The 20355-nt window shown below is 40.1% G+C and carries 22 protein-coding genes and 2 pseudogenes; 11 read left to right on the top strand and 13 right to left on the bottom strand.

Annotation, left to right across the window (positions count from 1 at the left end; genetic code table 11):
- Window positions 1-197: 197 nt before the first annotated feature.
- Window positions 198-635, top strand: a complete 438-nt coding sequence (locus ACM2FC_RS22400; RefSeq protein WP_498483266.1) for a regulatory protein RecX — start codon at window positions 198-200, stop codon at window positions 633-635.
- Between the two features lie 28 nt (window positions 636-663).
- Here the strand turns inward: ACM2FC_RS22400 and ACM2FC_RS22395 are convergent.
- Both ACM2FC_RS22395 and ACM2FC_RS22390 read right to left on the bottom strand, forming a co-directional pair.
- Window positions 664-1172: pseudogene (locus ACM2FC_RS22395) on the bottom strand (GNAT family N-acetyltransferase).
- Window positions 1169-1444 (bottom strand): annotated as a pseudogene (locus ACM2FC_RS22390) (type II toxin-antitoxin system TacA family antitoxin). Before ACM2FC_RS22390 ends, ACM2FC_RS22395 begins: the two co-directional pseudogenes overlap by 4 nt.
- A gap of 569 nt (window positions 1445-2013) precedes the next feature.
- Between ACM2FC_RS22390 and ACM2FC_RS22385 the strand changes: the two are divergent.
- Window positions 2014-2913 carry an aspartyl/asparaginyl beta-hydroxylase domain-containing protein gene (locus tag ACM2FC_RS22385; protein WP_498483265.1) on the top strand — a complete coding sequence of 300 codons (900 nt, stop codon included), beginning with the start codon at window positions 2014-2016 and terminating at the stop codon, window positions 2911-2913.
- Window positions 2914-3127: 214 nt separating this feature from the next.
- On the opposite strand, the gene ACM2FC_RS22380 is transcribed toward ACM2FC_RS22385, so the two are convergent.
- The 5 genes from ACM2FC_RS22380 to ACM2FC_RS22360 form a co-directional block, all read right to left on the bottom strand.
- Window positions 3128-4108, bottom strand: a complete 981-nt coding sequence (locus ACM2FC_RS22380) for an ankyrin repeat domain-containing protein (RefSeq protein WP_498483264.1) — start codon at window positions 4106-4108, stop codon at window positions 3128-3130.
- A 178-nt stretch (window positions 4109-4286) separates the two neighbouring features.
- A complete protein-coding gene (locus ACM2FC_RS22375; RefSeq protein ID WP_498483263.1) occupies window positions 4287-4586 on the bottom strand; it encodes a hypothetical protein in 300 nt (99 codons plus the stop codon).
- Window positions 4587-4593: 7 nt separating this feature from the next.
- Window positions 4594-5262, bottom strand: coding sequence for an NAD(P)H-dependent oxidoreductase (locus ACM2FC_RS22370; RefSeq protein ID WP_498483262.1), 669 nt, complete (start codon window positions 5260-5262; stop codon window positions 4594-4596).
- A 201-nt stretch (window positions 5263-5463) separates the two neighbouring features.
- Entirely contained in the window at window positions 5464-5718 is a 255-nt protein-coding gene (locus tag ACM2FC_RS22365) for a hypothetical protein (RefSeq protein ID WP_498483261.1), read from the bottom strand.
- Between the two features lie 27 nt (window positions 5719-5745).
- Window positions 5746-5934 (bottom strand): hypothetical protein, encoded by a 189-nt coding sequence (locus ACM2FC_RS22360; protein ID WP_498483260.1) that lies wholly within the window; start codon window positions 5932-5934, stop codon window positions 5746-5748.
- Between the two features lie 266 nt (window positions 5935-6200).
- Between ACM2FC_RS22360 and ACM2FC_RS22355 the strand changes: the two genes are divergently transcribed.
- From ACM2FC_RS22355 to ACM2FC_RS22345, 3 genes are all read left to right on the top strand, one after another.
- Complete coding sequence (locus tag ACM2FC_RS22355; protein WP_498483259.1) at window positions 6201-6644, top strand: hypothetical protein; 444 nt, start codon at window positions 6201-6203, stop codon at window positions 6642-6644.
- Window positions 6645-7153: 509 nt separating this feature from the next.
- On the top strand, window positions 7154-7738 hold the full coding sequence (locus ACM2FC_RS22350; RefSeq protein ID WP_498483258.1) for an NAD(P)H-dependent oxidoreductase: 585 nt from the start codon (window positions 7154-7156) through the stop codon (window positions 7736-7738).
- 871 nt (window positions 7739-8609) lie between these two features.
- Entirely contained in the window at window positions 8610-8903 is a 294-nt protein-coding gene (locus ACM2FC_RS22345; RefSeq protein ID WP_498483257.1) for a HigA family addiction module antitoxin, read from the top strand.
- A 39-nt stretch (window positions 8904-8942) separates the two neighbouring features.
- Here ACM2FC_RS22345 and ACM2FC_RS22340 read toward each other — a convergent pair whose 3' ends face one another.
- The 4 genes from ACM2FC_RS22340 to ACM2FC_RS22325 form a co-directional block, all read right to left on the bottom strand.
- A complete protein-coding gene (locus ACM2FC_RS22340) occupies window positions 8943-10319 on the bottom strand; it encodes an IS4 family transposase (RefSeq protein WP_498483256.1) in 1377 nt (458 codons plus the stop codon).
- Window positions 10320-10523: 204 nt separating this feature from the next.
- On the bottom strand, window positions 10524-10796 hold the full coding sequence (locus ACM2FC_RS22335) for a hypothetical protein (RefSeq protein WP_498483255.1): 273 nt from the start codon (window positions 10794-10796) through the stop codon (window positions 10524-10526).
- Window positions 10797-10948: 152 nt separating this feature from the next.
- Window positions 10949-11572, bottom strand: coding sequence for a hypothetical protein (locus tag ACM2FC_RS22330; RefSeq protein ID WP_498483254.1), 624 nt, complete (start codon window positions 11570-11572; stop codon window positions 10949-10951).
- Between the two features lie 210 nt (window positions 11573-11782).
- On the bottom strand, window positions 11783-12025 hold the full coding sequence (locus ACM2FC_RS22325; RefSeq protein WP_498483253.1) for a hypothetical protein: 243 nt from the start codon (window positions 12023-12025) through the stop codon (window positions 11783-11785).
- Between the two features lie 234 nt (window positions 12026-12259).
- On the opposite strand from ACM2FC_RS22325, the gene ACM2FC_RS22320 reads away from it, so the two are divergent.
- From ACM2FC_RS22320 to ACM2FC_RS22295, 6 genes are all read left to right on the top strand, one after another.
- Entirely contained in the window at window positions 12260-12472 is a 213-nt protein-coding gene (locus ACM2FC_RS22320) for a hypothetical protein (RefSeq protein ID WP_498483252.1), read from the top strand.
- Window positions 12418-12762 carry a conjugative transfer protein MobI(A/C) gene (gene mobI / locus ACM2FC_RS22315; protein ID WP_498483268.1) on the top strand — a complete coding sequence of 115 codons (345 nt, stop codon included), beginning with the start codon at window positions 12418-12420 and terminating at the stop codon, window positions 12760-12762. The genes ACM2FC_RS22320 and mobI overlap by 55 nt, the downstream gene beginning before the upstream one ends.
- A gap of 10 nt (window positions 12763-12772) precedes the next feature.
- On the top strand, window positions 12773-13225 hold the full coding sequence (locus tag ACM2FC_RS22310; RefSeq protein ID WP_498483251.1) for a hypothetical protein: 453 nt from the start codon (window positions 12773-12775) through the stop codon (window positions 13223-13225).
- 40 nt (window positions 13226-13265) lie between these two features.
- Window positions 13266-13583: a UvrD-helicase domain-containing protein gene (locus tag ACM2FC_RS22305; protein ID WP_498483250.1), complete on the top strand. Its 318-nt coding sequence runs from the start codon at window positions 13266-13268 to the stop codon at window positions 13581-13583.
- A gap of 17 nt (window positions 13584-13600) precedes the next feature.
- Window positions 13601-13744 (top strand): hypothetical protein, encoded by a 144-nt coding sequence (locus tag ACM2FC_RS22300; protein WP_498483249.1) that lies wholly within the window; start codon window positions 13601-13603, stop codon window positions 13742-13744.
- 63 nt (window positions 13745-13807) lie between these two features.
- Window positions 13808-14776 (top strand): helicase HerA domain-containing protein, encoded by a 969-nt coding sequence (locus ACM2FC_RS22295; RefSeq protein WP_498483248.1) that lies wholly within the window; start codon window positions 13808-13810, stop codon window positions 14774-14776.
- Window positions 14777-14808: 32 nt separating this feature from the next.
- On the opposite strand, the gene ACM2FC_RS22290 is transcribed toward ACM2FC_RS22295, so the two are convergent.
- Both ACM2FC_RS22290 and ACM2FC_RS22285 read right to left on the bottom strand, forming a co-directional pair.
- Window positions 14809-19353 (bottom strand): hypothetical protein, encoded by a 4545-nt coding sequence (locus ACM2FC_RS22290; protein WP_498483247.1) that lies wholly within the window; start codon window positions 19351-19353, stop codon window positions 14809-14811.
- Window positions 19354-20228: 875 nt separating this feature from the next.
- The gene (locus ACM2FC_RS22285; protein ID WP_498483267.1) at window positions 20229-20342 is read right to left on the bottom strand and encodes an IS3 family transposase; all 114 of its coding nucleotides are present in this window, start codon (window positions 20340-20342) and stop codon (window positions 20229-20231) included.
- Window positions 20343-20355: the final 13 nt, after the last annotated feature.

Below are 20355 nucleotides of genomic sequence, written 5' to 3'. Positions count from 1 at the left end.
GCTTTGCAATAATGGCTTATATCACCGCCCGCATTGGGCGATGCTTTACGCCAAAATTCGGTAAACCAGCTCCAAGAGCTAAAAGGGACCGTAGGTAATGAACTTTCTCCTTAAATGGTCGCTATTCCCCTATTCTATCCAGACATATCAATTTTGGTTACAATGCAAACAATACCGAGTCGAGATGAACTTTTACCATGAATGAACAATCGTTATATGACCATGCGGTCTCTTGCTTAGTAAAAAAAGACTACGCGTCTGGTGAGCTGATAAAATTGCTGAGGCGAAAGTCTAATGAAGAGGATGTCATTGAAAGTGTGATGGCAAAGTTGCTGTCTCATCATTATGTTGATGACTCTCGACTGATAGAAAAAGAGTTGCGAAAGCAAATTCATAAGCTGCATGGCCCAACTCGAATTAAACAAGAACTTCGCCAAAAGGGACTGGATATCTTGCATATTGAGCAAGCTCTTGAAGATTTAGGTGTAGACTGGTTTGAGATATGCCTTCAAGCCAAAGAGAAAAAATTCTCAGATGGCTTGCCGGATGATGCGAAAGAAAAAGCCAAAATGATACGGTATCTACAATATCGAGGTCACAGCATGTCGATAATTATGGACATTCTAAATTCATAAGAAACCTCAATTAAATGGCCTTATACACCTAGAAATGTAGAGTATTACTAAAGCTTTCGCGAATGTCAGATATGGTAATAAACAACTTATTCTCAGCATCTTGGAAAGCTTGGAATCCATAACTCTCGTAAAAATGCCTCGCGCCATCCTTTGCATCAAAGATTACGACAGGAAAAGCCACACTATCGCTGGCCGCTAATAACTTTTTTAGGGCATCTATCAACAACCACTCACCACAACCTTTGCTTTTATAGCGTTCATCAATCGCTAGGCGCGCGATAAGGCCTCCTGATGTCGAAGAGCTGTGTTTTTTTGTAGTTTGTCAGGTAACGCTTTCAAATCAATAGGGGTCATAGTGAGTGTATAGAACCCTATGATTTGTGAACTTTCATTTTCATCTTCTAATATAAAGGTTCTGGTGTTATCTTTTTTTGACTGCTGACTTGCCATCACTTTGATGTAGTTATTGAGCACCTCTACCCCGCAATTAAACCCTTTTCTATCGTGTTTAGATTTGTCTAGAAGTACAGTTTTCATTGTTGAGTTTTACTCTCATAACGCTCAGAAGCCGCATTTAATTTTGAGTTCGCTTTAGCTGGTCAATCTAATGCTTCCATAAGCAATATTGCATCTTTCTCGCTAAGCTTTAACGACTGCTCTCGCTCGATGACTTGATTTGCTTTTTCTATAGCTGCACTCAAAACAAAAGAGTTGATACTAGACATGCCAGCGATGGCAGCAGCTCTTGTTAATAAGTTTTGAGTATCAACATCCACTCTAGCCGTGATGCGAGGTAAAGTAGTAGACATAATAGAATCTCCTTGGGTGTCAAAGTGGCACAATTCTATTATGATAGTAAAATGAGCAATAACCAATAATGTGACAAAGTGGCACGAGCTCGTGGAAGAAATAATAAGAGGGATGAAGTCCAATCGTACAGAAAACAACTATAAGGACTACCGCCCATTTAATCTTTTATAGAGATTAAATAACTTCTCGTACACGGCCACACCTTCAAGAACATAATCTTTAAACTCATCCTCACAAGGTATTGAGGTAGTACCGGAGAGACTGGCACATCTATCTCCTCTTGGCTGGGAGCATATTATCTTGATGGGCTTCTATGAGTGGTAAAAACCCTTAACGTAGTTCCCTGCACTTTCCCGCAAACTACCCCAAAAAGGACATCATACTTATAACATGCTAGAAATCACGGTAGTGTATGAAACCATCATGGTCTACCATGTCACCCATTGACATTTAAGTTGATTAATACCATCTTAAACTCCATTAATTACACAATAATATATATCTACCTATACGTGCGTAGCACAATTCTTGGGGTAGAGAATGAATAATTCACAATGGAGTCGGTTTTATGGGGTTAGTTATATTTTCTTTATTTGTTATATGCTCAATTTATGTACAACGCCGAGGTAGAGATAGACATAAGAAATTCAGTCGACGTTTGACTGATCACTCTAATTTTTTATCTCCCCTTAATACAATTTTCTATTTAACATCATCTGTCGATAACAAACCTTATATCAATATTTCTGAATTTCCTTCATTAAAAATAGTTCAAGATAATTGGAAAAAAATTCGAGATGAAGCAATCGAAATAAACCGAAGTGGAGAGATAAAATCCTCTGACGAATTAGATGATTTAGCTTTTAACTCATTTTTTAAAACAGGGTGGAAGCGGTTTTATCTAAAGTGGTATGCAGCTGATGTTAAATCAGCACAAACGATGTGTCCTTTTACTGTCGATTTACTAAAAGACATACCTGAAGTAAAAGGCGCAATGTTTGCAATGCTTCCCCCAGGTGCTCAGTTGCAGAAACACCGCGATCCATATGCTGGCTCACTCCGTTATCACCTTGGTTTATCTACGCCTAATTCAGATGATTGTTTCATCGAAGTAGACAAAGAAAGGTATTCATGGAGAGATGGAGAAGCAATTATTTTTGATGAAACTTATCTTCACTATGCTGAAAATAAAACAAATCAAAAGAGGATTATACTTTTCTTAGACATTGAAAGACCGGTAAAGTCAAAAATAGTAAGTTTTTTTAATAAAATATTTGGCAAAATAATTCTATCCATGTCTGAAACAAAAAATATTCCTGGAGATAAAGTTGGGATCTTAAACAAGGCATTTAAATATCTATATCAGATTAGGATATTAGGAAAGAAATTAAAGAAATTTAATAAAACTTTATATTATTTGATTCAATATTCTCTCTATATCTCTATTATTTTTTACTTATTTTTTTAATCTTTATGTGTAACGATCAGTATATGCCCCCACTTCTTGGGAAATTCCCTAGCTTTATTGCACAGCTCACACACGGTGCCTAAGCAAGTGTTGTTGCTGAAAGCAATAAAGCGGTCATAGCATGCTTAAACATAATTTGGATCTCCTCATTCGTTTATATATAAATGGAAATATTGGATTAAGCTTTGGCAATCATCCGAAAACCAACATCACATTAAAGTAATTTGAGCATTTCATCTCGGTTTAATCTTGTCGCAAAATCAACCGGTGTGAACCCGTCATGTCCTTCAATTTTCGTTTCACATCCGCTCTCAAACAGTACTTTCACGCAATCAAAATGACCATTCCAAACCGCATCATGCAAAGGTGTATAGCCATTTAGCGGTCCTTGTGCATTGATGGTTTGGTGTGCTTTCTCGTCTGCCAATAAAACTGACAATACATCTGCATGTCCAGAAAATGCAGCTTTATGCATGGGCAATGAACGCATATAGCTATCCACGATTGTTTGATCTGCACCGTGCTCTAGCAGTACCTTAGTTGTTTCTACCAAACCATCGCGACTCGCCAAAAGTATTGGCGTATGTGCATCGTTACCATTACTCTTATGTGGCATTACAGCATTAATCGCTTCCTTAGTAATATCACCATGCGCGAACCCATCTCTGATCGCCTTGGCTTTTTGTTGGTCAGATTCTGTACTTAAAATAATTTTGAATAATGGATTACTTTCTAATATAGCTCTTTTAGCCAAATACGCTTCAAACACAGCGTCAAACTTTGCGATAATCGCTTGAGCTTGGTCATCGAACGGTTGTTTAAAACCAAATCGACTCAGGTCTCTTGCTTTCAGACCGTAATGAGCAACAATTTCGACGTTGACTTGTGGCTGATCCAAGATGAATTCGGTCAGCTCAATGTGTTTGTGCCAAACCGCCATCATTAAAGGAGTCATACCATTGATTGGGATTTGCTGATTAAGATACGCACCACATTTTAGCAGGTATTCAAATGCCTCAATGCTCCCGCTTTGAGCGGCAAAATGTAAAGGTGCGACACCCGTTTGACGGTTGACATTCAGAACCGACGCCCCATTTTTTAGCTGCTCCTGAATGTGTTCAATATTGCCTGTTGCACAAGCCTTCTCAAAGGCATCAATACTGTTTGAAAAGTCATTAAGCTGATTCGAATTCATAGGTTCCTCGACGATAATCGCTTTGTTTTGTTAAGCATGACAAGAGCGGGCATCACTGATGGATGGTTTATGGCTTTTCGCTAACCGTCTTGCCATAAAATTCCGCTTTCATTTCCATTTGTTGGGCAGTTATTGAATGCAATAGTCTCATTGTTAGGGAGTAAACCAAGACTTTGTGTTAAATACACACCATGCTTCGGATACTTCGATGTACTAACACTAAATCATCAAGTTTGCCCGAGCTGATAACTTCAATCGGTTTTCTTCCATTAAAAAGAACGACTTTGCTAGGGCGTTGCATAAAGGCTTTTTGCTCTTCGTGATCACCATAAAGTAGCTTTAAGGATTCGTTAATCGCGAGGATATACTGTTCGCGTTGTTGCAGCGCCATCCCATTATTCTCAGGCAAAATTGCATCAATGTTATTTGGCATTATTCCCCACCCAGCAAGGAGGTGCCATGCTTTACTTTTATTCATCACTACCTCAATACTGCCCAATCTCAATGGCAGACTCTTCAAAGATATGCTGTAAACGTTGGGCGTAACTTTCTATTTCAGAAGCACGGTCTTCTTCCGATTTTCTTGCCGGACCAAATACTGTTTGTGGCGCTAACACCGAAAAGCCGTTGAATTCAAAAACGCCGCGATGAATTGGACGTAAAATGCCATCGAGGTCGCCATTCCAGCCGTCTTTGAGGTAAAGCTCTTCTGGTCCACCGGTCGTAACACAAACCATGGCTTTTTTCCCTTTGTAGACACCATTTTCATAGAAGCGACCGCCGCCGTAAGTTCGCCCCATTGCAAACACGCGGTCTACCCAGCCTTTAAGCATCGCTGGCATGCCAAACCACCAAAGTGGGAACTGGAAGATAACGAGATCGCTCCATTCCAATTTCTGGATTTCCGTCTCAATCTCCGGTGCAAAACCATCGTGCTCGGTGGCGTGCATTTCTTCCAGTTGTTGTTTGAAAAACTCGCCATCATGGATGGTAGTAAAGTTATGACGGCCAGACACAGGGTCAAAATTCATCGCATGCAAGTCAGAGGTTTTAACGTTATGCCCCGCCGCTTCTAGTGTTTCTACCGCGGTGCTAAACATCGCGCCATTAAAACTTTTTGGCTCGGGATGCCAGTAAACAACAAGAACGTTCATTATTTGCTCTCCAACAATTTGATGATCTCAGGATAGTACTATTCTTGTCTTACGCAGGTGCTTTTAGCGTTTTGCAATAGAAAAGTTGCAACTAACTCTACGTACTATCACTTTGCAATAACTATAGTATTGAACAAAATTTTGTTAGCCTGTAGATTGCTTTAGGTTACTTTAAAGGCTGAGGGATCCCCACGAATTTCATCATAGCCTCTCCATCTGTATTGTCGGCATTGACAGTTGACTCAATGCGTAAATAATGATGGGCTCGTCTGGACAATATCGTACATCATCGATGACTTCTCGGCCGACGTAGATATACGAAAGCACTCGCTTCCGCTTTTCCGAATTCGCTTGCAACAGCCGACTTTGAGTGAGCTGTACACTAGCGAACCCAACGCACCAGAGTAAAAAGAGTATCAATGACGCGATGAGTAGAAGGTTGTCGAAACGCTCCACACTCTTTGAGTCCGCCTTTTCTAACCCTTAGCCTAGATGGCCGTTTTTGATGTCTCTGAACCCTTCTTCAATCTGCATGCATTGTGCGTACAGTTTGACGACCTTATGCGCGTTGAATGTCTCGTCTTCCGGTAAATGGTACGCCAGAAGCCAAGGCTCTCTTGCCTTTTGCTCTTGATATTTGCTTGGGCTGCATTGAGACTTTCCACCTCGCATTATCTTGGTACTTGTTTATATGCTTCGAAGGGTTACATCTAGAGAAGCGTTGGAAACCATTGGCTAATGGTACATTGAGTCTGGTTAACATCAGGGTTTCAGACGTTCGTAACATCGAATTGTGCCCGAGATAAAAAAAGGGGCGAAAGCCCCTTTATTATCGGAGTGATTAAAAATGAAAATAGAAATACCCAACATCAAAGAGCAGCAGCGCCGCTGTTATCTCAGATGGGATAAAAAAGGCGACTAAGAAACTGAGAGCGAACTTGGAAGCGCCCATATTTCCTGCTCAAATGGAGATTGACGAAAGTCGCTACAGTCATGCTCACCTACTTGATAAAAGTCGTTACGAAGCACCGCATGCCGATATTGTAGGCACGTACTTTCGACACTTTCAGGGGCAGTTTAAGGAATACGGTTCAGACGCTAAGCTGGCGAGTTTACTTGGTGTATCGTCAGACAGGCGCGTTCAAGATTTTAAACAGGAAAAAACTAAAATACCTTATGAAATCTGGGATCGGTTTTTGGTGATAACAGGGCGAAAGCCTCAAGATATTATGATGGTATTGGGCTATATGAGCGGCTCCTATACGCGATTTAAACCTAGCCAGATGGTACGTGTCTCAGCTCCCGACGATGTGGATAGAGTCGCCATCATATTAGAATGCATCGAGCGAGATTACGGGACGGTGTATCCGAAACAACGATAGTCAATGAATCGAGCTTGGTTGAAGCGTAAACGGACTTGTAGGGTGTGCTTAGAACATAGCAGCTGCGCTGCAATTAGGCGCGTGACAGTTTTATGCGTACAATCTGCCTTCCCATTCGCTATGATGACGCTTCGATAACCTTCAACACCCATGGCCGTTCGCACTTCTGTTAACCAACCCTATCAGGCCAGACCGGTTAACTTTCTCTTTGAATACATCAAATAGTTACATTTTGGTAACCACTTATGCACATCAAATTTAACTACCCTAATCGTTTAATTTCTATTCTTTCCAAATTGATCGTTTCGGAAGCTTCACGATTAATGAAACGTTAACTACACTTTATCAATCTGTTTTTATTCAGGTAAATCAACTTTCGAATGAAAACAAAGGTGGTTACTAAAAGTTAACTAATTACCTTATTTCCTTAGGTAACCATAATAAACCTTGCAAGGCGAGTTATTCACTCAATGCCAAATTGACATAATAAAATTTGAAGGATTAATACTATGAGTAACGTTCTTATCATCAAAGCACACGAGCCATCTCCATTTTCTGAAGGTCGCCTGAATAACACTCTGGTTGAAAAAGCAAAAGCGCAACTAGAAAGTAAAGGTCACGAAATACGCGTTGTTACCATGCAAGATGAGATTGTGGTTGATGAACAGTTAGCTCACTTTGAATGGGCAGATCGCGTGATTCTTCAATCTCCAGTTAACTGGATGATGATCCCATGGTCATTCAAGAAATACATGGATGATGTGTTTACTGCGGGTATGGGCGGCGCACTATGTACATTTGATGGTCGAACACCAGAAGAGCCAAAGAAAAACTACGGTACGGGTGGCTCACTAACAAATTCAAAGTACATGCTTTCTCTAACCTTTAACGCACCTGAAGAGTCCTTTAATGATGAGAGCGAGTACCTATTCCAAGGTAAGAGTGTCGATGACCTAATGATGCCAATGCACGCAAACTTCCGTTTCTTCGGTATGTCTGCTCTACCAACATTTGCATGTTATGACGTAATGAAAAACGCCGATATCGAAAATGACTTCAAACGCTTTGAAGCTCACTTAGATGCAAACTTTTAATAAAGAAAATATCATGTCTACAGAATTTACTTACTCCTTCTGTCATACAGAAGAAGGGGAATAGTGTGAGTAGATTGCGACTAAATCCAGTCATAGAGACTTTGAAATCGCTAAACACCAAGATATATGCAAACAAGTCTAGTCGTATAGAAAACAACATTAAGGATCTAGATTTCGCGCCATTTAAGGCATGACATAAAAAAAGTAGAAACCCTTGAAGAAAGATTTCTACTTAAATACATCGACACTTTGGATTGATAATTCAACAGTAAATCAATGAAGGTACCAGTCAACCTTCAACATTACATTACCAAACACCACCCTATAATAAACCGCAAATCGTGTTGTTTTGAGATCTGGTTAAAACTCAACCAGACCAAAACAAGCGCACAGTTCAAAATTTAAACTCCCCTAAATGCAAGTTACTTAAATGTTAGCGACTTCGGTAAGCGACCGATGACCATTAAGACTCTGAGACATTAGAGCGACCTTACTTGATAAGCGTAAAGTTACACTATACAGTGCATGTGCGGTTCGTTGTGATTTTAGGATTAAAGTGGCAATTAAGAATTTCCGCCATAAAGGGTTAAAGAATTTTTTTACAAAGGAAAGACAAGCGGGATTAAGCAAGATCATGTAGAGCGTGTTGGGGATATTTTGGATGTTATTGATGCGAGTCATCATCCAAAAGATTTAAAAGGGGTGTTTGGAGCTAAGTTTGCCGCGAAAAAGGTGATGCTGAAGGTGTTTACAGTGTTGTAGTAAATGGCAATTGGCGCATAACGTTTCAAATAGAAGATGATGGCGCAAGGCTGCTAGATTATTGCGACTATCACGGTAAAAAATTCATACCGCTAAGTGAGGTAATCGTATGGAGCAATTAAGAAAGCCCACTCATCCGAGAGCAATTTTTAAACGGTTAATTCTTGATGAAAGAGACATATCAATTACTGACGCTGCGAAGCATTTGGGTATCACTCGAAAAGCAATGAGCGATTTTGTAAATCAAAAATCAAAATGTTCTCATTTGATGGCTAAACGATTGGCCTTAGCTACTGATACAGGTGTTGCGATGTGGATTAATCTACAAGCAAAGCTTGATACTTGGGAAGCTGAAAACGTTGAGCTACCAAACAAAGTCACAGAGTTTCCTAAAGCGTCTTGACACCCTCCCCCGGGCATGCCCCTGTCTCTTGATCACAAGTTATATCTCAAGAGATTTTGCGAGTAGGTAGCCTTCAAGGATGGTTTGCAACTTGAACCATCCTTCCCAGAGCCTTTCCCAGCCCACCCGACCATTTCGCTTAGAGTCGTGCCACCCGGCAAGCTTTCCAAGATTAATGTACGCCCAGTAGATACTTGGGGCTTGGCGAGGCGGCTTTGTCTTTTCTTGTTTTGACCACAGTAGCTTCCACGCAAGAGGACTTAGCAATTTTTCACAGCTTTGCTTCTCTGCTTCTGGTCGATTTAGGCCAATGTATCGAAGTTGGTGCACTCTTACTGCAATAAAGGCCAGTATTACGACCATCTTTTCGAGGTTGTCTTTGCTTTGCATGCGAAGGTCTTCCACATGGGTGCCTCCCGTCTTCCATGCTTTGTGGAACTCTTCTATCAGCCAACGTTTTTCATAATAATCTAAGATTTGTTCTGCATATTTCGCATTGAGAACAGGCTCAGATGTTAGTATGTGCCAACATAGCGGCTTGTCGTGGTTTAGCTCTTTGCAACCAACGTAATATAAGGAAATAGACTCCCCTTCTTTATTGGAAGGCACCTTGATAGTGACCGGGGCATACTTCACTTCACAGGTTGCTTTACGCTCCTTTCGTCCACCACGCTGCTTCACCTCGACAACTCTATCTCCAGCTGACTTTAGAGCACTGGTGAACGTATAAAGGGAGTCAGTACATTGCTCAATACGTCGATTGTGCGTGGAACGAACAACAAAGCGCTGCTGATGTGTAGTCTTATATGTAAGGTACTCGATGATATCCGCCTCTCGATCACAAACGGAGATCACATTGTCGAGTGCACCGCCAAGGCGTTGTGCCATATGCCTTGATGCTCGCTCCCATTTGAAGCTTTCTTTCATCTTATAAGCACGTGTCTTCCGCTTAGCTTTTTGTCCATACTGGTTGATATCTCTTACCCAGCGCTCTTGCTCTATGAGACCAACTACGTGTTTCTCTTGAGGAGCGAACAGCAAGACCGAGTGAGCTTGCATCCCTCTAGAGGACTTTGCTGAGGTTGTATGTCCCATCTCATCTCTAACGGTCTGATGAGTAAACTCCAGAGAAGTCGTATCCTCTAAAGCGAGCAGGCAGGAATAGAGGCTTGCAGCTTTGGCCGTAGCCTTAAATCCAGCCTCAGCAATAGCTTGTGCGCCAATGGCGTCGTTCCGACTAAAGCGGTAAGCTGCTTCAATATCTGCTGCAGATTCAAGAGATTGCACAATAGATTGACCTATATGGTTCGCAAGGGATGCCGTTATTTTAACAAGTCGCTTGGTGCGTCTTAGATCGCCCAACTCTGCGTCCGAAAATGTCTCTGTAGCCCATTGTTCTGCATTGACTGAAAACATCATATCCACCCTCAACCGTTTATTTATAGTTGAGATCGGAAATATGCAAAAAGATTCAAAAAAATCCTGCAATTTTCATCGCAGGATTTGTGTATGAAAGACAGGGGCATACCCAGGGGGCGGGAAATCGACCAAAGAGTCCAGTTTTATTAAAGCAGAACATTGCTGAGATCTAGGAAATTTTAATCAATTAATAGAGGTTCCCTAATAATCATGATATTGCCCGCTTAAATAATTTTCATTCAATACATTATCCTGACCAATAACATATTCCACTATTATTTCTGGGTAACTTTGATTACTTCCAGTAATCATGTATTCATTATTAGCACCAGATATTTTCCAGAAATCATTATTATTACCTCTAGACATAACAGAGTCATACCCTTTTTCTTTTGCTTGCAGATAATTTATTTTTCTGAATCCTTTTCTTTTAGATGTTTTAGGTACTAGTGCATTAAATACATGAGGGAACATTTTTTTCCCTAGACATACTCTAGATATTAATGTTGTTTTAGGATATTTTCTTCCTGATTCGTCTCTACAAAAACAACGATAATCAGCGCAAAAAGGACAAGTTGCATATATCATAACCTTAGAAAAATTGTCTGAAAAATAAGTTCCTTGACCTAGTGTTCCATATCCATTTTTTTCTTCATTCCTAAATCAGGTCTAAATCCACCTCCAGCAATTAAATTTGTAACTGCAACTGAAGTTCCATGAAAAAGAAGTAGTTCCCCATTATTACCATTTAAAACAGGAAGACAAAAATCTGGATATTTTGTATCATGTAAAAATTCATTTTGAAATTTTGTAGACATTATAGTTTTATTTAAATTAATATCTAAATTATTATTAAACCTTACGAAATCTTTGTGCCTTCTCATATTATCATGGTTAACTATCACTTTTAGACATCTAATTGATATATTGGATGATTCTGGTGGTTTAACATCTTCCTTACCTTCTTTTAACCGTCTAATCATCCTTGACTTTTGTATTTCATTAGATTCGCTGTTATTCAAAACATTGGATGCATACTTCATTCTAGTTTTAGCAGCTTTTGTATCAACGACTTTTCGAGAAGAAATATTATTATTAATTAGTTTCTCTGTGTATTTTGTAAAATGATGATTAGCATCCAATTTATAATACTTATATTTTCCATCTTTTGAAGTTTTCAATGATGAACCTAACATAGACCAGTACATAGGTTCATCATTATCTAGATAGCGTTGATAATCTAAAATCATAAAATCTCCATTTAGTTAATATTGAGCTCAACCTCACTCCTTCAAATAAATCGCAACAGCCTGAGGCGTGCCGGGTTTATTGGAGAGTGTTTGACTTGAGTCTCAAAAGGCTTGTCTTGTACCATTTTAGATACCATAACACATAAAAAGTGTAATAAATTTATATGTTTATGCAGCAGTTTTGGCCATGGTTTAATTCAACTGGCTTTGTTAAAGCGTTGGGCCCAGCTCCCACGAATGATAGGGTCGAGCAAAGAAGAAATCAGCACCTGTCACTTCAGAAATATCTTCGTGGACGGCGAATTCCGAACCATTATCTGAGGCCAGAGCTTTAAATTCATAAAGTGTTGTTTTATAGTTATTTTTAAACGCTTCAACCACCGTGTAAGCCTGATTATTACCCAGCTTTCTTACGAAAACTGATTTGGACGCCTTGTCGACCAACGTCAGCAAAAAAGATTTCTACTCTGCACCAAAAATCGTATCGATTTCAATGAGGCCTAGATCCGTTTTTTCGTCCCATAGTACAAATTATCTAGTAAAAAGGGTAGCACAAAATATTACTATAATTCGTACTCGTACGTAGTAGTACAAATTATCGTGATAATTCGTTACTACATTTGTTAAGGTATAGGCTATTGAAAATACCTACACCTTAAATCGTTGTGTTTTTAATGGTAGTAAATCATGGATGAGATTCGAGACGAAATTTACCAGAAAATCGACCAACTTTACGGTGAAGCTATTCACATTCAAAGAGTGTGGATGAAGCAGGTCGCAGAGCGAGAAATCAACCGAACCTATAGCACGAACAAAAAAACGAATCGACCAACTATGAATTTAGAATTGAATTATCAGACTGTTCTTTTTCATTACGTTGGTTTCGAGTTCAGTTTGTGAGAAGTGGTAATAAAACAAACCGAATAAGAAAAGCCATTGCCATTCCTGCTTCTGGAAAATATAAAGCCACACAGTTCCGTTATGCTGAAGATTGGGAATTACAAAACATTCTCCAAATGGAAGATGTATTATCTAACATCCGTGTTAAAGTAAAACACCTTATGAAAATGCACCATTTAGCCATCGCGGTATCCAAAGTAGACAAAAATAAATTAAAGAGCATTCCTATAAAAAAGAGAGTCGAACCATCACCATACTCAATTAAGAAATTCAAAGAACAATTATATTAAGGAATATAATATGGACGTTACGGTTAGAACCATCGGAAAACATGAGCTCACTGATGAAATGAATGATATTATCGACGCAGTTCAGTCTGGACACATTATAAAAGGTTACGCTTATGCGGGCTCTGGGAAAAGCACTTTGCTAAGGGCGATTGAAAAATATCACGAAGGAAAACTCGGCCTGTATATTTGTTATAATAAATCGTTTGAGAGAGAAGCGAGAAAGTTATTCAAAGGTCATAACGTTCATATAACCACTTCCCATTCTTTTGCACTAAACAGTTTTGATAGGCAAACTAAAACCAATTTCCTGAAAAATGTCAACTTAAAGCACTCCCGTGAATTGGTCATTAAATACAGCCAGTTCGATTCGAAACTTGCAGAATTTAAACTGCTCGACATTCCGAAAAACTGGCGAGTGTTGCTCTCATCGGTCAATCAATTTATTTCGACCGAATTAAACTAGCTTTCAGATATCCACCTTGTCGATAAAGCAGAACGAATTATTGGACTGCTCATTAAACACAATCAAATACGAGCCGAAAAAAGATACATTATTTAAATATTGTCAGCTAAGTAACCCAATAATTAATTACGACTACATCATGTTCGATGAAGCGCAAGATGCAAACCCTGTTCTTTTGAATGTGATATTAAAACAATCTTGCCAGCAAATATTTGTCGGGGATAAATATCAAAGTATTTATCAATTCCGTGGTGGAGTGAATGCCATGGATATTATCCCCTGCCCTGCCACTTTCTCACTCGTTTCACTTTGGGCCGAATATTGCAGGTCTAGCTACGAAAATATTAAACCACTGTGATGATAAAGTGCTGATTCATGACCAAGGTTTTGATACTCAAATTATTAAAGGCTCTGAATACCTCTGGCCAAGCTATTTCTCCTGCCCATAAAAAATACACTACACTGGAAGCGTTGCTGCTGGTCGAGAGCGATCTAGAAACACAGACGCTAGGTGAATAGATAGAGCACGAACCTGATAAAATTTCATTATTCATCGAAGCACTGCAGTGGATATTAAATATTATGCCGAACAAAGCGCAAGTTCACTTATCAACGGCTCACCTAGCCAAAAGGCTAGAATTTTACACCGTCATGCTTGTGGATGACTTTAAAACTGCTGTAGCGAGCTTTCACTACGGCAAACCGCTGGAAGAAAATCTCGCGTTCACATTGAACAAGCACAAACCGGCTCCGTGTTTATTGGACAACCTACTCCCTAAATCCATGACATTTCCAGGGGCAAAAGCAAGCTCAAAGCCTCAAATCAAGAACGCACCGTCCAATTTGAACAAAGAGGTAAAATCAAGCCACCAACCAAAACTCTCTTCCTTGGCCAGCTCTGCGTCCTCACAACAAGAGCAAGCCCCTCAGAAATCAGCAACACTAAAAGTCAGTACTAAACCAGAGAATCTAGGTAGTCAGAAAGCGCCTGAAGAGCAAAAAGCGAAAAAGGCCGTGAAATCCACACCTTGTCTTAAAAAGTCTGTTACGAGAACGTCAGGCGCGATTTCAATCAATGTTGGACAGAGTCAATCTGATAATTCAACTCAGACATGGACACCCACTGATACCAATGAATATTTAAACCCAAACCTTGCCATTGTCGACACAATGGGTACGGGTAAAACGCAAACCGTCAAATATATTCTCACTCAGCTGAAACAACAAGAGCAGTTGAACACTGGCAATGAGTCTTTGGGGATGCTGATATTTGATTACAAATCTGACTACGTGGATGACAAATTCATCTCGGCAACCGGCGCAACCGTATTAGAGCCAAACAACCTTCCTATCAACCCATTTGCTCTACACTCCCAACATCGTTTAGCGCCAATGAACACGGCCAAGGTTTGTATCTCCACGCTCAGCAAAGTGTTCAAGTTGGACGTCAAGCAAGAGCTGGGTTGGTCAAGCTCCTTGGCGCATTGTATGAAGCGGTTTATTCCTAAATTAGCTGCGGAATATCGGGTGTATATTGAAAAATACAATTAAGGCCCTACAGTAGGGCCTTAAAACAAAATGAATTAACCCCAAGCCTCGTCTGCGTCAAGAGCCTTAGACATCAAATCCAACGTAAATGAGGCCCATATGGCTGCAAAAATGGTTTCTTGTTGCGATTCATAGGTGGCAATGTCCTCATTCCATGCCATACACCCAACAGCAAATTTATAGTCCTTTGACAGCATTTTGAACACACTATTGCCAAAACCAAACCATTCAATAAAATCATGATTTTCTTCGACTTCTGCATCCAAAAAGTCGATAACTTTAATAACCAGTTTTACATTACCGAGGATAATCTGTAAATTTCCCAGCAACTCTTTGAGCAATCCCCTTTTTTCGTCGGTCCCAGGCCATCCCTTTTTGATGCGTGTATTCCATTTAACAACCATCCAAGCTGCTGAACTCACAGCATCTAGGCAAAAACTCAGCCACCATTTGCCATCTACGCCGTTATCCACGCCTTTTCTCGCGTATTTAATGATGTTTCGAAGGGGATCTAATATCGCTTTATTGAAATCATAAAAGATATCACAACGTTTAGTCATTTCTGTCGGATTGTTTTTCGGCAAATCAGGCATTTTTCGTGCTAAAATATCTCCTTCCATTTTGAAGGTCCAATTCAGGTTCTTAAGCAGATATTGAAACGAATCGTAAAAATCAAACATCGTATCGTAAACCTTCCAAAAATCTTCCCCATCCATTAGTTTTGTGGACTCATTGATTGACGGTAAAGACGGTAAGGATTTGATGCTTTTGCCTGTGGTGATGTACATGAAAGACCAAGAGAATATCCCCATCAGAATACTGCTGACCTCTTTCATGCTCATGCTGACTGACAAATCGTAACCAAACAGCTTTAACAGTGCCGTGTACCGGGGAATTTGGAACGTGATCACCTTCTCGTTCCATATTTTATTGAATTTTTCAAACGCCACTTGTAAGGTGGCCTCTATTTTTTCAAAGCCCCAATCGACCACACCTTCGACGGTCGTGACCAGCTTATTTGCAGCATTAGAGACACTGTCCAGCAAGTATTGTGGTTGAAATACAGAGTTGAATAAAATCTCAGTCATAGCCCCCACATACTCATTAATGAGCTCGAAGTTATCAGGACAAGCATACCCAACCGTATTATCCATCATACTTTCAGTATCAATGCTGGTAATATCATCAAGCAGTATAGGGCTGATAACGTTATATACTTCTTCCATCACATCGCTCATCACCTTATTGAGCCAGTTAATAGCAGGAATGATTATATCGTTGACCAATGGGTTATCGACGAGCATCCAAAATGTCTTCTGATTCAGCTCTAATACTTTGACATACGCTTCTGAAACGGTTTGCCCTGCTCCTCGATACTTATCTTGCACGTCTGGCAATTGATTTTTAATGTACTCAAAGCCCTTATCCACCTCGGTATGCAAAGCGCTCACCCCTTCCGTCACCGCGCTTTCTGCACTCACTAGGTATTCAAATAACTCATCATGAAGAGATCCTGCTGAGTTGATAGTGCTTATCACATCATCAATATGGATAAGCAGCATGATGAGCGCGATGATAGTGCGAACAAACACCACTACCCCATCAACAATCATCGACGCGAGATGATAGACCAAATCACAGAATTGCTCATTCGTTTCAATGACTGCATCCACCACATCTTTCATAGAAAAGTGGCCGATTTTGTTCAAAAAGTCTTTATCAAAAGTCACCTTGCTGACGCCGGTTGAGACATCGATGGTAATATCAAAAACGTTCGGGATATCGGCAAGAAAGGTTTTATCTATTTCGTTATTGAGGCTGTGTATAGCATCAGAAATAATCCCGATAATTTTTTTGAACCAACCATTGAACACGTATGCATTACCTTCAGTTAAGGTCCCGGTCGATAATTGGCCTGAAGAAAAATTGAAGGCCATCCCTTGCACTGAAGAAGCGCGGACACTCGGGGTCGCACTCGCGACTTGCATCGAAACTAACGGATCGTTTCCTGGTGTGGCTAAAAATAATCCCGCGGCTTGGCTGAATTTACTCTCATCATCAGGGTCAGTTTCATTCAACACCTTGAATGATTTTCCTGCGTTAACGTACAAATCACTGAGCGCTTGGTAGGCTTCATCTTCATGACCTGCATATTGTTTATTAAGCGTTACCCCATTGGCTGCCGCTTTTTCTTTCAATGCGGTCGCATTATTATAGGCAGGATCGGTCATCCTTTTCGTCGACTGCTCAGCCAAGTTGATGCTGTACCATGCCGTACTTGCCCCCTTATCTGCGCTGTCCGCATACAACATCGAATCGGTTGCCGTCGGCGATAAATATTGCGTATCAACAATGCGCACCATCAGCGTACACGCCACATCATCGGCTTTGACTAACACATTCAGCCAGCCATTCGCCTCACTCAGTGGCAACATTGCCCCAACCGTGCGATCGATGTGGAAGCTTTTCGTATTCTCCACCACAATGTTGGTCGGCACAGGGCTGCGTATTTCAAGGTATTGTGTGCTCGTGCCGGCCACTGGCGTGCCATAGGCGTTTTGTGCACGTATTGTGGCCCGATAGCAATCTTGGTATACCATATCTTGCGCTTCCGCTTCTGAGCTCGACAAACTCTGGCATATCGGGGTTTTGACCCAAGTCTGCTCGACTTGCTTACGATAGCTCACAAAAGCTTGATGGACCTCAGTATTGCCGGATGTTTGAGATTCTATCGATAGGGTTTCACAACGCTGGTTGAAGCGGTATTTGCAATACAGTGCCGCCGATTTATTACCCAGATAAAAACCACTGTAGCTTTTATATTTAAGTGCACTCTCAGGTTCAACGAGTAGGTTGGCAAAAGCAGGACCACCAATAATGACGTTTACATAATCACTTGTTTGATCTGGCGTAAACGTGTTATCCGTGATAACTGGGGAATAGGGCTGGTCATCATCTTCGCAGGCCTGCCGATACATCAGCACGTTATTACTGGCGTCTTTCGAGAAAAACGTAAATCCACCAAACTTACTGCGCCCCCCCGTTAATAGCACTGGGTTATTGAGAAAATCCAAATCAGGAGATAAAAATGATCTAAGCCCGACTAATTCGCCAGTATCGTCTTGATGGGCCATTCGAACAATTTGGCATTTCTGTACTTCAAGGTGGCTAGCACTTCCACTGTTGTCCACCGAACTTACACGAGCCACCTTAATACTCGCTCCGTATTCATTGCTATCGTCGGTGTATTGCACCGTGCCTTTTGCTACTTCGTACACTTCGCTAATGAAATACATGCTGCTAAATGTAATACCACCCGCTATATTTCCATAAAGCCTACCTTTCTTACTGACCATGTTATTGTAAGCGTGTTCTAGTGTATCTTCTCTGTATTCTCCTACTGCAATGGTGTCATCAAAGGAAACGTCCACTCCGTTAGTCGCTCTATCTGGCCCAAATTTGACTTTATATGATGCGCTATAATCCGGGGGGGTAATGAAATACGTGATCTCATCCCCATCCACATGCACATGATTTAAAGAAGCTATCCTCCATGACCAATTCCGAGTGTACTTAATTTGGCATTCATCGACTCTTAACTTTTTGAAACTGTCAATGGAAAATATGTACGAGTGCAGGCCATCAGCATTAGTCTTACCTAGGTGGACAGAGAAATACGTCTTACCATTGACATCGGTGTAAGGCTGAAGGCACTGGATCTCTTTGGTGAAAATATCGTGCATCGGTTTGATATTCCAATCGGTGTAGCTCACCTCACCCATGGAAGAAAAATCGGTATCGCTGGTCATCCACCGAACGCATAAATAGTTTCTATTGTTCCCCAGTTCATCAGAGAGAAAAAAAGCCTGTACCCCAGTGACTTTTTGCAGCGTGGCGTCGTAAGTATTGTGTAAGGGGTGATGAATTGGCCAAAGTTTAGAGCCGATACCCACACCATATTTAAATTTTGAGGGCGGAATTTGGCTGGTGATATAGCCACCGGCGACCTCATCATCGCTTTGGGCGACGTTATTGTGCTCGATGAGTTCTACCGTATATTTTCCATCGCTGGTTTTAACGACTTGCGCCATGTCCATCGAGCCAAAGTTGGCATTATCATCATCAAAGCTTTCTTCTAAAGGCGTGGATGAACCCAAGCTCGACTGCAACTTAACTTGACCGGCGTTAAACCCTTCTAACGCCATGTGCTGGCCTTGGGTTTGAGATGAAGACTCAAAGAGTTTGCCTTGCACGACTTGAGTATACAGTTCTGTTCCGGAAGATAACTGATAGGCCGTTTTTTCGATGGCCATTTCAGCTTGAGTAATGCCAAAATCCGCGGGGTTACTGTAAAAGTCTGGATCCACTTTTCCCCAAGCACTTGGCATCAAGCCACTGGTGGCCAATAGTCCAAAACCACTTAATTTAGCACTGCCTAACAAAAACTTTCGGCGAGAAACTAATGCATCAAAGCAAAGTATTTCTTTCTGTTTTAGTTTTTCATTCTTTAATGCTTTATTTATAGTATTGACTACTAATTTTCTTATTTCCGTAAATTTTTTATCCTTAGCACCCTTCATTTTCCGCTCCATTAAGTCAGGCAATAAAAATTCCAAGCACTCTAATGGATAAAAATAATAATATTTGTGACAAAAGTTAAACAACACACAATAATTAAAATAAAAAACAAAATAATATTAGTCAATTATACCAAATTAAATCAATGATAATAATTACTAATATTTTAAATATTTTCTTTTTGCATTCAGCCCATTCTGCCTTTTGATGTCACCAGGAGTCTAAAGTGATGCTAACTTGATTTTTAATACCTTGTTTTTGTTTGAATACAAGGAAGTTTGTCATAAATAAAGGAAGAACGCTCAGCCTAATTTCACGATAGAGCGAGTGCCTCAACGAAACCCAATGGAGACGGTTAAATCATAAAAGTATTATTAAATTATTTTAATTCTCATCATTTAACAATAAGCCCCCCTTGTTAATCTCATGTCACATTTAGATATTCTCTTATATTTACCAGTAATTTTTAGTCATTTAAAATTTCTATAAAAATTAAAAATACCAGTGAGGTAAATAAATTTAACCTTAAAGAAAATGACACGTAAAATAAGACACTGGCAACTAGATGTTAGGTATAATAAAAACAGTAGTTGATACCAAAAATAAAACACAGAAGAGTTAAAAAACTAAAACAAACAGAGACGATAGCTTGAGATTGCTTTAGCAAAACATATTAAGCTTGAGCTTTAATCTCTGCGTTTTGTGGTTTTTTGTTAACTTGGTTACGATTTGAGGAACAAGGGCAACCATACCAACCATAAGTGAGTATTGAGTAAAGGAATACGTATTATTTAGAAGAATGTAATCAACCCTATAGACCAGGCCAATTAATTTTCTCTTTGAATACTGTAACGGTCAAGTAAACTTGGAGACTTCATTAGGCACTTTTTCTCAATTTCATTTCATACTCTACTGGTGAGATATTTCCTAATTTATAATGCCGTCGTTTTTGGTTATAAAACGGCTCTATATAGTCAATGATATCAGCCATCGCTTCACGTCTT

The sequence above is a fragment of the Vibrio sp. A37 genome (assembly GCF_059777565.1).
The sequence above is the reverse complement of the archived record's forward strand: the minus strand, read 5'-3'. Positions and strand labels throughout refer to the sequence as shown.

What these genes read in the sequence shown, in the direction of transcription:
- ACM2FC_RS22400 (WP_498483266.1), top strand. Translation starts at nt 198, where the DNA reads ATGAATGAACAATCGTTATATGACCATGCGGTCTCTTGCTTAGTAAAA.
- ACM2FC_RS22385 (WP_498483265.1), top strand. Translation starts at nt 2,014, where the DNA reads ATGGGGTTAGTTATATTTTCTTTATTTGTTATATGCTCAATTTATGTA.
- ACM2FC_RS22380 (WP_498483264.1), bottom strand. Translation starts at nt 4,108, where the DNA reads ATGAATTCGAATCAGCTTAATGACTTTTCAAACAGTATTGATGCCTTT.
- ACM2FC_RS22375 (WP_498483263.1), bottom strand. Translation starts at nt 4,586, where the DNA reads ATGAATAAAAGTAAAGCATGGCACCTCCTTGCTGGGTGGGGAATAATG.
- ACM2FC_RS22370 (WP_498483262.1), bottom strand. Translation starts at nt 5,262, where the DNA reads ATGAACGTTCTTGTTGTTTACTGGCATCCCGAGCCAAAAAGTTTTAAT.
- ACM2FC_RS22360 (WP_498483260.1), bottom strand. Translation starts at nt 5,934, where the DNA reads ATGCGAGGTGGAAAGTCTCAATGCAGCCCAAGCAAATATCAAGAGCAA.
- ACM2FC_RS22350 (WP_498483258.1), top strand. Translation starts at nt 7,154, where the DNA reads ATGAGTAACGTTCTTATCATCAAAGCACACGAGCCATCTCCATTTTCT.
- ACM2FC_RS22345 (WP_498483257.1), top strand. Translation starts at nt 8,610, where the DNA reads ATGGAGCAATTAAGAAAGCCCACTCATCCGAGAGCAATTTTTAAACGG.
- ACM2FC_RS22340 (WP_498483256.1), bottom strand. Translation starts at nt 10,319, where the DNA reads ATGTTTTCAGTCAATGCAGAACAATGGGCTACAGAGACATTTTCGGAC.
- ACM2FC_RS22335 (WP_498483255.1), bottom strand. Translation starts at nt 10,796, where the DNA reads ATGTTCCCTCATGTATTTAATGCACTAGTACCTAAAACATCTAAAAGA.
- ACM2FC_RS22330 (WP_498483254.1), bottom strand. Translation starts at nt 11,572, where the DNA reads ATGATTTTAGATTATCAACGCTATCTAGATAATGATGAACCTATGTAC.
- ACM2FC_RS22320 (WP_498483252.1), top strand. Translation starts at nt 12,260, where the DNA reads ATGGATGAGATTCGAGACGAAATTTACCAGAAAATCGACCAACTTTAC.
- ACM2FC_RS22310 (WP_498483251.1), top strand. Translation starts at nt 12,773, where the DNA reads ATGGACGTTACGGTTAGAACCATCGGAAAACATGAGCTCACTGATGAA.
- ACM2FC_RS22300 (WP_498483249.1), top strand. Translation starts at nt 13,601, where the DNA reads ATGACCAAGGTTTTGATACTCAAATTATTAAAGGCTCTGAATACCTCT.
- ACM2FC_RS22295 (WP_498483248.1), top strand. Translation starts at nt 13,808, where the DNA reads ATGCCGAACAAAGCGCAAGTTCACTTATCAACGGCTCACCTAGCCAAA.
- ACM2FC_RS22290 (WP_498483247.1), bottom strand. Translation starts at nt 19,353, where the DNA reads ATGAAGGGTGCTAAGGATAAAAAATTTACGGAAATAAGAAAATTAGTA.
- ACM2FC_RS22285 (WP_498483267.1), bottom strand. Translation starts at nt 20,342, where the DNA reads ATGGCTGATATCATTGACTATATAGAGCCGTTTTATAACCAAAAACGA.